The following is a 12,304-nucleotide window of genomic DNA, read 5'->3' as shown; positions in this document are numbered from 1 at the left end:
CGCTCCTATCGCTTTCCGGTGCTTCGCTTACCCGACGGCCGGCCCGTCCGGCTCGAGGTCGGCCGGATCGGCCGGGCGCCCGGGGCCGGCTTGTCCGGCGGTGGCCCGGCCGGCGCGGTGACCGTCGCGGGCTCGGGCGCAGGTGCGTCGACGTCCTCGGAGAACGTCGCACCGTCACCGGCGCCCGCCTTGGCCGCGATGGTCTTGCGACGGTTGAGCACACGGCGGGTGTGCTTGCTCACCAGGTCGGTGCGCTCACGGAGGCTGACCAGCAGCGGCGTGGCGAAGAAGATCGACGAGTACGTACCCACGATCACGCCGACGAGCTGAACGAGCGCCAGGTCCATCAGGGTGCCGACGCCCAGCAGCCACACCGCGATCACCATCAGCGCGACGATCGGCAGCACCGAGATGAGACTGGTGTTGATCGACCGCATGAACGTCTGGTTGACCGCGAGGTTGGCCTGTTCGGCGAAGGTGCGGCGAGTGGTGTGCTCAAAACCCTCGGTGTTCTCCTCGACCTTGTCGAACACGATCACCGTGTCGTAGAGCGAGAAGCCGAGAATGGTCAGCAAGCCGATCACGGTCGCCGGAGTCACTTCGAAACCGACGAGTGCGTACACCCCCGCTGTGACCACGAGGTCGAACACCAACGTCAGCAACGCCGCGATCGCCATGTACCGCTCATAGCGCACCGTGATGTAGATGGCGGCGAGCACCAGGAACACCACCAGCGCAATCAAGGCCTTCTGGGTGATCTGACCGCCCCACGTCTCAGACACGGCCGAGTCGCTGATCACCAGCTTGCTCGGCTGGCCGTCGGCGCCCTTGGGCTGGAACTGGTCGAACAGCGCGGTGCGCAGCTTCTCGGTCTCGTCGTTGCTCAGCGTCTCCGACCGGATCTGGAAGGTCGCGGACTCGCCGCTGCCGACGACGACCACGGATTCGGGCGGCTTGCCGATGGTGTTGTTGAACACCGTCTCGACCTGGGAGGTGGTGGCCTGCCCGTCACCGCGCGGGAACGAGACCTTCGTGCCGCCCTCGAAGTCGATGCCGAAGGTGAAGCCGCGCAACACGATCGCGGCGACGGCGAGGGCGACGATGAGCCCGCTGATCGTGTACCACAGCTTGCGGCGTCCGATCACCTCGAACGCGCCGGTACCGGTGTAGAGGCGGACGAAGAAACCGTGCTTCGGCGCGTCGGCCCCGCTGGCCTCGAGGTCGGGTGCCTCCACCGCGGTCGATTCGACGGTGCTGTCGCGACGATGTGAACTACTGCGTGCCATGCGTTATCCCCGTCCCGCCGCGTGTGCGGCCGCTCGGCGTTCGCGCGCGATCTGCTGAACGGCTCCGAGCCCGTTCAGCGACGGCTTGGCCATGGTCGGCGACTTGGACGCGAAGTACAGCAGCGGCCAGGTCACCAGGAACACGACGACCACGTCCAGGATGGTGGTCAGCCCGAGCGTGAAGGCGAAACCCTTCACCTGGCCGACGGCCAAGAAGTACAGCACGGCCGCGGCCAGGAACGTCACCGCGTTGCCCGACATGATCGTCTTGCGGGCGCGCGTCCAGCCTCGCGGTACCGCGGACCGGAACGAGCGACCCTCGCGGATCTCGTCCTTGATGCGTTCGAAGAACACGACGAACGAATCCGCCGTCGTCCCGATACCGATGATGAGGCCGGCGATACCGGCCAGGTCCAGGGTGTAGCCGATGTAGCGGCCGAGCAGCACCAGGATGGCGAACACCATCGCACCCGAGGCGACCAGCGACAGCGCCACCAGCAGCCCGAGCACCCGGTAGTACAGCAGCGAGTACAGCAGCACCGCCACCAGCCCGACCGCGCCGGCGATCAGTCCGGCCCGCAGCGACGACAACCCCAGCGTGGCCGACACCGTCTCGGCCTCCGAGGACTCGAACGACAGCGGCAGCGATCCGTACTTGAGCACATTGGCGAGTTCGCGTGCCGAATCGGCGGTGAACTGGCCGGTGATCTGGGTGCGTCCGCCGGGGATCGCCTCGTTGATGACGGGCGCGCTGACCACCTTGGAGTCGAGCACGAACGCCGTCTGCGTCCCCACGTTGGCCGCGGTGAAGTCCGCCCACGTCTTCGCGGCGTCGCTCTTGAACTCGACGTCGACGACGTACTCGCCGCGCTGTTGATCGAGGCCGGAGGTGGCGTTCGCGATGCCCTCACCGCTGATGATCGACTTGTCCAGCAGGTAGACCTCTTTGCCGTCCTGCGAGCAGGTCACCAGCGGCAGGTTCGGATCGTCATTGCCCGCCAGCACGTCGTCGTCGCCGCAGCGGGTGGCCTGGAACTGCAGCGCGAGGATCTGGATGGCCTGCTCGGAACTCTGCCGCAGCCGCTTCTCGTCCTGGATGCGCTGCGCGAGCGGTACGTTCTTGCCGCCCGGGGCGGGCGGGGCACCCGGTGCCGGCGACGTCGTCGCCCCCGGCTGTGCCGGATTCGGTGCCGGAGCCGGGCTCGGGCTGGGTGCCGGAGCCGGGCTCGGGCTGGGCGCCGGTTGCTCCGGGAACGGACGCGGCTGGGGAGCCGGGGCAGGCGCCGGAGCGGGTGGCTGCGGTTCCAGCGGCGGCAGGCCGGGGATGTCGGCGTCGGGATTGGCGCCGGGCCCTCCGGCGCCCGGCGGCACGCCGGGGACCGCGCCCGGGGGCGCACCGGGAGGAGCGCCGGGCGGGGCGCCGGCCGGGCCCGCCTGCTCGGGCGGTCCCTGGCCGGCTGCCGGAATGGCATGGATGACGGGACGGATGTAGAGCCGCGCCGTCTGGCCCAGGTTGCGCGCCTCGCTGGTGTCGTTACCGGGCACTGTGATCACCAGGTTCTGACCGTCGATGATCACCTCGGAGCCGGAGACGCCGAGGCCGTCGACGCGGGCACTGATGATCTGCTGCGCCTGGTTGAGCGCGTCGCGCGACGGCGGGGAGCCGTCGGGGGTGCGGGCGGTCAGCGTGACCCGGGTGCCGCCCTGCAGGTCGATGCCGAGCTTGGGGTCGGCCTTCTTGTCACCGGTGAGGAACACCAGCAGATAGGCACCGATCAGCAGTACCAGGAACAGGGCCAGGTAGCGGGCAGCATGGACCGGCGTCGAAGACGATGCCACGTGTCTACAGTCTCCTCGGGGTCAGGTCGTTAAGAACCGCGACGGCGCGCGGTGACCCGCAAAGGGTACGTGCCGCGGCTGATGGGTCAGCTGTCAGTCTCGGGGTCGGTCCGTCAGCTCGTTGGCGCCGGAAGCGGGCTCGGCGGCAGTGTCGTCGTCTGCACTCTCCAGCTCGTCGGCGTCGTCGGTGATGCGGTCGCGCACCGCGAGCTTCATCCAGGTGGTGACGACACCCGGCGCGATCTCGAGATCCACCTCGTCGTCGGTGATGCCGGTGATGCGTCCCCGCAGACCCGAGGTGGTGTGCACCTCATCGCCGATCGTCAGGGAGTTGTGCAGGTCGATGGTGGCCTGCATCGCCTTCTTCTGGCGCCGGGAGGCGAAGTACATGAAGGCGCCCATGATGATGAGCAGAGGCAGGAAGACGAACAGGTCCATGGCAGCAGTGTCTCTTCTGTTTCGTTGCGGTCTTGTTTTCTCGGCGGCCCCTGTCGATCCCGTCGGGGGGCCGCGCACGTGAAGGAAATTCGTTGACCAGTGTGCCATTGCGGCCGCCCCACCCGCCGTCCCCCGCCGAACGGCCCCCTGCGCCGACGGATTTCGTCGCCGAATGCGACGTCGACCACCGAACCCGACGTATCGCCCCCCGGCTCTCCACGGATCGGTGAGGGGACCGACTAGGCTCGGGTGGTCAGCGGCCCATCGTCACAGGAGGTACCTGAGTTGAGCGCTCTCGAACAGAGCCGCCACCTCGCCACCGCCATCCCCGGCCCGCGCTCACAGGAGCTGATCGCGCGCAAGACGGCGGCAGTGGCCGGCGGCGTCGGCAACACCATGCCCGTCTATGCGGCGCGTGCCTTCGGCGGGATCATCGAGGATGTCGACGGCAATCGGCTCATCGACATGGGGTCGGGCATCGCGGTCACCACGGTCGGCAATGCCTCACCGCGCGTGGTCGAGGCGGTGCGCGAGCAGGCCGCCCAGTTCACCCACACCTGCTTCATGGTGACGCCCTACGAGGGGTACGTCGCGGTGGCCGAGGCGCTGAATCGGCTCACGCCCGGCGATGGCGACAAGCGCTCGGCGTTGTTCAACTCGGGCTCAGAGGCCGTCGAGAACGCGATCAAGATCGCCCGCACCTACACCGGCAAGCAGGCCGTGGTGTCGTTCGACCACGCCTACCACGGCCGGACCAATCTCACGATGGCCCTGACGGCCAAGTCGATGCCGTACAAGCACGGCTTCGGCCCGTTCGCCCCGGAGATCTATCGCGCCCCGCTGTCCTATCCCTTCCGCGACGCGGAGTTCGGCGGCAAGGAGCTCGCCACCGACGGTGAGCTCGCCGCCCGCCGGGCCATCACGATGATGGACAAGCAGGTGGGCGCCGCCAACCTGGCCGCAGTGATCATCGAGCCGATCCAGGGCGAAGGTGGGTTCATCGTGCCCGCCGAGGGCTTCCTGCCCACGCTGCTGCAGTGGTGCCGGGACAACGGTGTGGTGTTCATCGCCGATGAGGTGCAGACCGGTTTCGCGCGCACCGGCGCGATGTTCGCCTGCGAGCACGAGGGCATCGTGCCCGACCTGATCGTGACCGCCAAGGGCATCGCCGGTGGCATGCCACTGTCGGCGGTGACGGGTCGCACCGAGATCATGGACGCCCCGCACGTCGGCGGACTGGGCGGCACCTACGGCGGAAACCCGGTGGCGTGCGCAGCGGCGCTGGCGACGATCGCGACGATCGAGGACGACGGCCTGGTGGCCCGCGCCCGAGAGATCGAGGTGCTGATGAAAGACCGGCTCGGCCGGCTGCAGGCCGAGGACGACCGCATCGGCGACGTGCGAGGGCGCGGCGCGATGATCGCAGTGGAGCTCGTCAAGGCAGGAACGCTGGAGCCCGACGCGGAGCTGACCAAGAAGCTGAGCACGGCCGCGCACCAGGCGGGCGTCGTCGTGCTGACGTGCGGCACGTTCGGCAATGTGCTGCGTTTCCTACCGCCGCTGACGATCAGTGACGAACTGCTCGGCGAGGCGCTCGACGTGCTGGAGTCGTTGCTGCGTGACATGTGATCGCCCTCACTGGCTAACCGTCGGACACCCGCAGCTGTGACGCGGACCACGCAACGATCAGCTGCGGAGCCATCGCGGCACCCGTTCTCGGCAATTCACAGCAACCTGACAGCGTCAGAACCCGGTTGCCCGGAATACGCTTAGTTTTACTAACGTAGTTTCCTGGTGGACGCGCGATTGCGCCCCGACCGACAACTTGTTCTGAAGGATTACTGATGCCGACTGATACCCAAGAAGAGCGTCTCGCCCGCCGCATCGCCGATCTGACGGCCACCGATACGCAGTTCGCCGCCGCCCTGCCGGACGAAGCGATCGCCGAGGCCATCGACCAACCCGAGAAGCGCCTGCCCGAGATCATCGCCACCGCGCTCGACGGCTACGCGGACCGGCCCGCCCTCGGGCAGCGCGCCGTGCGTCTGGTGAGCGATCCGCAGACCGGGCGCACCGAGGCCGAGCTGCTTCCCCAGTTCGAGACCATCACCTACGCCGAACTCTCCGATCGCATTCATCATCTGCTCAGCGCGTTGACCGACGTGCAGCCCGGTGACCGCGTCGCGGTCATGGGCTTCACCAGCGTGGACTACACCGTGATCGACACGACGCTCGCGCTGTCCGGCGCGGTGTCGGTACCGCTGCAGACCAGTGCGCCGGTCGACACGCTGCGTCCCATCGTCGCCGAGACCGAGCCGGTGGTGTTCTTCGCCGCCGTCGACTACCTGACCGACGCCGTGGAACTCGTCCGCGACGCCGCGTCGGTCGGCCGCCTCGTCGTGTTCGACCACCGCTCCGAGGTCGACGACCATCGTGACGCCGTTGCCGATGCGCAGGCCCGACTGGCCGACGCCGGCCGTCAGGTCGAGGTCGTCACCCTCACCGAGGTGCTGGCCCACGGCGCGACACTGCCCGCACCGCAATTCTTCACCGCCCCCGAGGACGATCCGCTGATGCTGCTGATCTACACCTCCGGCAGCACGGGCGCGCCCAAGGGCGCGATGTACCCAGAGCGTCTGGTCGCCGGAGCGTGGCGCCGGGCGGGCCGCTCGATGTGGGGCGGCGAGTACACCACGCCGTCGATCACGCTGAATTTCATGCCGATGAGCCACATGATGGGCCGCGGGCTGCTCTACGGCACGCTGGGCGCCGGCGGAACCGCGTATTTCGCTGCCCGAAGCGACCTGTCGACGTTCCTCGACGATCTCGCGCTGGTGCGCCCCACGCAGCTGACTTTCGTGCCGCGGATCTGGGACACGATCGCCGCCGAGGTGGCCAAGGAAGTGGATCGTCGGCCCGACGATCTCGCCGATGTGTACGCCGATCTGCGGCAGAGCCTGCTCGGCGGCCGCTACGTGATGGCTATGACGGGCTCGGCACCGCTGTCACCCGAGATGCGGTCCTTCGTGGAGAACTTCCTCGATCTGCACCTCACCGACGGTTACGGGTCCACCGAAGCCGGCGCGGTGTTCGTCGACGGAGTGGTCCAGCGGCCCCCGGTGATCGACTACAAGCTCGTCGATGTCCCCGACCTCGGGTACTTCACCACCGATCGCCCGCACCCGCGCGGCGAACTGCTGGTCAAGTCGGAGACCCTGTTTCCCGGCTACTACAAGCGGCCCGAGATCACCGCCGAGATGTTCGATCCCGACGGCTACTACCGCACCGGCGACGTCGTTGCCGAAACAGGACCTGACCAGCTGGTCTACCTGGATCGACGCAACAATGTGCAGAAGCTCTCCCAGGGCGAGTTCGTCGCCGTGTCCAAGCTCGAAGCCGTGTTCGGCGACAGCCCGCGGATCCGGCAGATCTACGTGTACGGCAACAGCGCCCGGTCCTACCTGCTCGCGGTCGTCGTCCCCACCGAGGAGGTCCTGGCCCGCGACGACGCGAAAGCGTTGATCGCCGAGTCGCTGCAGGACGTCGCCCGCGCGGCCGGGCTGCAGTCCTACGAGATCCCCCGCGACTTCCTCATCGAGTCGACACCGTTCACGCTCGAGAACGGCCTGCTGACGGGGATCCGCAAGCTGGCCCGGCCGAAGTTGAAGGAACACTACGGCGAGCGGCTCGAGGCGCTGTATGCCGAACTGGCCGACGGCCAAGCCGAAGAGATGCGCACGCTGCGGGCCGAGGGCGCGAACCGGCCTGTGCTCGAGACCGTGGGGCGCGCCGCAGCCGCTCTGCTCGGCACCGCGGCCACCGATGTGCAGCCAGACGCCCACTTCACCGATCTGGGTGGAGACTCGTTGTCGGCGTTGACATTCGGCAACCTGCTGCGCGACATCTTCGACGTCGAGGTGCCCGTCGGCGTGATCGTCAGCCCCGCCACCGATCTCGCTTCGCTGGCCGCCTACATCGAGGCCCAGCAGCAGCCCGGCGCCAAGCGGCCCACGTTCACGGCGGTGCACGGCGCGGGCGCGACCGAAGCACACGCCAGTGATCTCACCCTGGACAAGTTCATCGACGCCGAAACCCTCTCTGCTGCACCGTCATTGCCGGGGCCGAACGCCGAAGTTCGCACGGTTCTGCTGACCGGCGCCACCGGGTTCCTGGGCCGCTACCTGGCCCTGGAGTGGTTGGAGCGGATGGATCTGGTCGATGGCAAGGTGATCTGCCTGGTCCGCGCCCGTGACGACGACGCCGCCCGGGCCCGCCTCGACGCGACGTTCGACAGCGGTGATCAGCGGCTGCTCGAGCACTACCGCACCCTGGCCGCCGATCACCTCGAGGTGCTGGCCGGCGACAAGGGTGAAGCCGATCTGGGCCTGGACCCGCAGGTGTGGCAGCGTCTCGCCGACACCGTCGATCTCATCGTCGACCCGGCGGCGCTGGTCAACCACGTCCTGCCCTACAGCGAACTGTTCGGCCCCAACGCCGTCGGTACCGCCGAGCTGATCCGTCTCGCCCTCACCACGCACCAGAAGCCGTTCGCCTACGTCTCGACCATCGGGGTGGGCGCCGGTATCGAGCCCGGCATGTTTATCGAGGACGGTGACATCCGGCAGATCAGCGCGGTGCGCAAGGTCGACGACAGCTACGCCAACGGCTACTCCAACAGCAAGTGGGCCGGCGAGGTCCTGCTGCGCGAGGCCCACGACCTGTGCGGGTTGCCGGTGTCGGTGTTCCGGTGCGACATGATCCTGGCCGACACGACCTATGCCGGCCAGCTCAACCTTCCGGACATGTTCACCCGGTTGATGTTCAGCCTGGTCGCGACCGGAGTGGCCCCGGAGTCGTTCTACCAGCTGGATGCGAACGGAGCGCGGCCGCGCGCCCACTACGACGGGCTACCCGTCGAGTTCATCGCCGAGGCGATCTCCACACTGGGCGCGGCGGTGGCCCAGGAGTCGGACACCGGATTCGAGACCTACCACGTGATGAACCCCTACGACGACGGCATCGGGCTCGACCAGTTCGTCGACTGGCTGATCGAGGCGGGCTATCCCGTGCACCGCGTCGGCGACTACGCCACCTGGCTGGCCCGGTTCACCGCGGCGATCAACGCACTGCCCGAGCGCAGGCGCCAGGCGTCGCTTCTGCCGCTGCTGCACAACTACCAGCGGCCCGAGATCCCGATCCCGGGCTCCATCGCGCCCACCGACCGGTTCCGGACGGCGGTGCAGGAGGCCAAGATCGGGCCCGACAAGGACATCCCGCATGTCACGCGAGAGGTGATCGTCAAGTACATCACCGATCTCGAACTGCTGGGACTTCTCTGAGTCAGTGATGCACCAGGTTGCGGTCGCGCCGGCCACCGAACAAGCGGCTGCGTAGACCGCGCCGGGGTGCCCGGTCCTCGGTGTCGACCACCTCGGTGGGCTCCGCGCCCACCGGGGTGGTCGCCGTCTTGTCGGTCACCGGCACGGGTCCGGTGTGCGTGGGGGCGTCGGCGGCGACGGGACGACTGGCGTACTCGACGTCACGCACGCTGCGTACCGAGACGCGGCCCAGGGCCAGCGCACCGAGGAAGATGATCACGGCGCCGAGACCGTAGAAGTAGCTCAGATCCAGCCACACGCGCTTGGTCTCGGTGTCGGCAACCGGCGCGCCGGCGTCACCGAGGCCCAGCGGGCCTGCCAGAGCCCGGCCGATCACGAACCAGGCACCGCCCGCCACGCTGAGCCAGCTGCCGAGGACGGCGGTGGCGCGGTTGCGTGAGGTCAGCAGCACCAGACCGCCGAGCACCGTCACGACGCCGGGAAGCACTTCGAGCCAGCCCCGGCCCGTGGTCCACGCCCAGGCCTGATCAGGGGTGAAGGCGAAATCGAAATTCGGCCCGATGAACGGGATGAGGGCACCCCACAGGCCGAGCAGGATGAGCAGGAAACCGCTGGCGGCGCCTCGGCTGCGGGGAATGGTCATCCGACCGCCTCGCGGACGGTCAGGGTGTTGGGTTCCGATCATGATGCCTCCTAGTGACGTGCCCGACGTGCGCACAGGAGTACCCCCGCCTGATCGGCGATAACCGGGGCCGACACCGATCGTTACAGGGTCGAACCCAGCGCGAGCAGCACGATCGCGATCAGCGGCAATGTCCCCTGCATCACCGCTGCGCGGGCCTTGTCCCGTGCGGACGCGACCAGAACGACCGCCGCGGCGAGCATCGACCCCAGACCGGCATAGAGGAGGGCAGCGCCCACCGCGTCGGCGCCCGTCGCGGTCGCCGCGATGCCGACTCCCGTCACGATCGCGAGGAACAGGTTGTAGAACCCCTGGTTGAGCGCGACCAGGCGCGTGGTCTGTGCCTCCTCCTCGCTCATCCCGAACACCGCCCGGGTGCGCGGCGACGTCCAGGTCACCGACTCCATCACGAAGATGTAGACGTGCAGGATCGCGGCGAGCGCCGCGATGACCAGCGCCGCGGTGATCACTCGAACAATCCCGCCTGGCCGAGCGCGCCCGCCCCACTGGGCGGTGTCATGCCCAGATGGGTCCAGGCCAAGCGGGTGGCGACCCGGCCGCGCGGGGTGCGCGCGATCATGCCCGCCCGCACCAGGAACGGCTCACAGACTTCCTCCACGGTCGTAGCTTCCTCCCCCACCGCCACCGCCAGAGTCGACACGCCGACGGGCCCACCACCGAAGCTGCGGGTCAGCGCGGACAGCACGGCGCGGTCGAGGCGATCGAGCCCGAGCTCGTCCACGTCGTAGACCTCCAGCGCGTATTTGGCGATGTCGCGGGTGATCACACCGTCGGCACGCACTTCGGCATAGTCGCGGACCCGGCGCAGCAGCCGGTTCGCGATACGCGGTGTTCCGCGGGAGCGGCGCGCGATCTCAGCGCCGGCGTCGGCTCCCAGCTCGATTCCGAGGATGCCGGCCGAGCGAGCCAGCACCCGCTCCAGTTCCGCGGGTTCGTAGAAGTCCATGTGGGCGGTGAAGCCGAACCGGTCGCGCAGCGGTCCTGTGAGCGCGCCGGAGCGGGTGGTGGCACCGACGAGCGTGAACGGCGCCACCTCCAGCGGAATCGACGTCGCCCCAGGGCCTTTGCCGACGACGACGTCGACGCGGAAGTCTTCCATCGCGAGGTAGAGCATCTCTTCGGCGGGGCGCGCGATGCGGTGGATCTCGTCGATGAACAGCACGTCGTGCTCGACCAGATTGGACAGCATCGCCGCCAGGTCGCCGGCGCGCTCGAGTGCAGGCCCCGACGTGAGGCGCAGCGACGAGCCCAGCTCGGCCGCGATGATCATCGCCAGCGATGTCTTGCCCAGCCCCGGCGGCCCGGACAGCAGGATGTGGTCGGGCGTCCCGCCGCGGTTCTTGGCCCCTTCGAGGACCAGCTGCAGCTGCTCGCGCACGCGCGGCTGGCCGATGAACTCACCGAGCGAGCGCGGCCGCAGACTCGCGTCGATGTCGCCCTCGCCGACGGTCAGCGCCGGGGAGACCTCCCGCTCGTCGGCGTCCCGGTCGTCTGCGTCGCCGGAGAACCTGCCCATCACTTCTTCCCCAACATCGACAGTGCCGCCCGCAGGGCCCCTGAGGTGGTGGCCTCCGGGTCATCGGCGAGCACCTTGTCTGTGGCCTCCTCGGCCTGCTTCTGCGCGAAGCCGAGCCCGACGAGCGCCTCGACGACAGGCCCGCGGATACCGTGCCCGCCGGCGGCGGCGAGCCCGGACGAGGAATACGCGCCCACCTTGTCCCGCAGCGTGAGCACCAGCAGTTCGGCAGTCTTCTTGCCCACCTTGGGGATTCGGACGAGCGCGGTCACGTCGCCATCACCGATGGCGGCGCGCAACGTCGGACCGTCATACATGGCCAACGCACCCAGCGCGATGCTCGGTCCGATACCGGACACACCGAGCAGCGTCAGGAAAAGGTCCCGTGCATCGGAGTCGGCGAAGCCATACAGCGTCTGGGAGTCCTCGCGCACGATCATCGCGGTGATTAGCCGAGCCTCGCTGCCGCGCCGCAACGTCGCCAGCGTCGACGGGGTGGCCATGACCTTGTAGCCGACGCCGCCGGCCTCGATCACCACGTGGTCGAGCGCGATGTCGAGGACCTCGCCGCGCACCGAGGCGATCATCGGGTGCTCTTCGACATCTTGGACATCTTGGACGTCTTGGACGTCTTCGCGGCTTTGAGAGTCGCCTGATACTTGCGCCGCTGCTCGGCCGCCATCGCCTCCGCCTCGGCCATCCGGGCGATCATCGGCGCGCGCCAGCAGTGACAGATCGCGAGGGCCAGTGCGTCGGCCGCGTCGGCTGGAGTCGGCTTCTGTTGCAGGGCAAGGATTCTCGTGACCATCTCGGTGACCTGAGCTTTGTCGGCCCGCCCGTTGCCGGTGACCGCGGCCTTCACCTCACTGGGCGTGTGGAAGTGCACGTCGATGTCGCGCCGCGCGGCCGCCAACGCAACCACGCCGCCCGCCTGCGCCGTACCCATCGCGGTGTTGGCGTTCTGATTGGAGAACACCCGCTCGATCGCGATGACGTCAGGGGTGTGGGTGTCCAGCCAGTGTTCGACCGCGTCACTGATCGCCAGCAGCCGGTGCGCCAGCGGATGGTCGGCCGGGGTGCGCACGACGTCCACGTCGAGTGCGATGACCTGCCGACCGCGCCCGCTCTGGATCACCGACAACCCGCACCGGGTCAGCCCGGGGTCGACACCCATCACCCGCAC

General features: G+C 68.5%; 10 protein-coding genes. 2 read left to right on the top strand and 8 right to left on the bottom strand.

Features of this window, described 5'->3' with window-relative positions; translation table 11 throughout:
- Positions 1 to 5: 5 nt before the first annotated feature.
- The 3 genes from secF to yajC all read right to left on the bottom strand — a co-directional run bounded on the left by secF (position 6) and on the right by yajC (position 3,563).
- Entirely contained in the window at positions 6 to 1,286 is a 1,281-nt protein-coding gene (gene secF, locus ACXYX3_RS10830) for a protein translocase subunit SecF (RefSeq protein ID WP_458611682.1), read from the bottom strand.
- A gap of 3 nt (positions 1,287 to 1,289) precedes the next feature.
- Positions 1,290 to 3,125, bottom strand: a complete 1,836-nt coding sequence (gene secD, locus ACXYX3_RS10825; protein WP_458611681.1) for a protein translocase subunit SecD — start codon at positions 3,123 to 3,125, stop codon at positions 1,290 to 1,292.
- A gap of 93 nt (positions 3,126 to 3,218) precedes the next feature.
- Positions 3,219 to 3,563, bottom strand: a complete 345-nt coding sequence (yajC, locus tag ACXYX3_RS10820; protein ID WP_241203825.1) for a preprotein translocase subunit YajC — start codon at positions 3,561 to 3,563, stop codon at positions 3,219 to 3,221.
- Between the two features lie 285 nt (positions 3,564 to 3,848).
- Between yajC and gabT the strand changes: the two genes are divergently transcribed.
- Together gabT and car are read left to right on the top strand one after the other, a co-directional pair.
- Positions 3,849 to 5,192 carry a 4-aminobutyrate--2-oxoglutarate transaminase gene (gene gabT, locus ACXYX3_RS10815; protein ID WP_241203826.1) on the top strand — a complete coding sequence of 448 codons (1,344 nt, stop codon included), beginning with the start codon at positions 3,849 to 3,851 and terminating at the stop codon, positions 5,190 to 5,192.
- Between the two features lie 215 nt (positions 5,193 to 5,407).
- Positions 5,408 to 8,902 (top strand): carboxylic acid reductase, encoded by a 3,495-nt coding sequence (car, locus tag ACXYX3_RS10810; protein WP_458611680.1) that lies wholly within the window; start codon positions 5,408 to 5,410, stop codon positions 8,900 to 8,902.
- A 1-nt stretch (position 8,903) separates the two neighbouring features.
- On the opposite strand, the gene ACXYX3_RS10805 is transcribed toward car, so the two are convergent.
- From ACXYX3_RS10805 to ruvC, 5 genes are all read right to left on the bottom strand, one after another.
- Positions 8,904 to 9,587 (bottom strand): hypothetical protein, encoded by a 684-nt coding sequence (locus tag ACXYX3_RS10805; RefSeq protein WP_458611679.1) that lies wholly within the window; start codon positions 9,585 to 9,587, stop codon positions 8,904 to 8,906.
- Positions 9,588 to 9,667: 80 nt separating this feature from the next.
- On the bottom strand, positions 9,668 to 10,054 hold the full coding sequence (locus ACXYX3_RS10800; RefSeq protein ID WP_458611678.1) for a DUF1304 domain-containing protein: 387 nt from the start codon (positions 10,052 to 10,054) through the stop codon (positions 9,668 to 9,670).
- A complete protein-coding gene (gene ruvB, locus ACXYX3_RS10795; protein ID WP_241203830.1) occupies positions 10,051 to 11,121 on the bottom strand; it encodes a Holliday junction branch migration DNA helicase RuvB in 1,071 nt (356 codons plus the stop codon). Before ruvB ends, ACXYX3_RS10800 begins: the two co-directional genes overlap by 4 nt.
- A complete protein-coding gene (gene ruvA / locus ACXYX3_RS10790) occupies positions 11,121 to 11,708 on the bottom strand; it encodes a Holliday junction branch migration protein RuvA (protein WP_241203831.1) in 588 nt (195 codons plus the stop codon). The genes ruvB and ruvA overlap by 1 nt, the downstream gene beginning before the upstream one ends.
- Positions 11,705 to 12,304, bottom strand: coding sequence for a crossover junction endodeoxyribonuclease RuvC (gene ruvC / locus ACXYX3_RS10785; RefSeq protein ID WP_458611677.1), 600 nt, complete (start codon positions 12,302 to 12,304; stop codon positions 11,705 to 11,707). The genes ruvA and ruvC overlap by 4 nt, the downstream gene beginning before the upstream one ends.

It is taken from the genome of Mycobacterium sp. Panama NTM2 (genome assembly GCF_054355555.1).
This window is presented reverse-complemented; position numbering and strand designations above follow the sequence as displayed.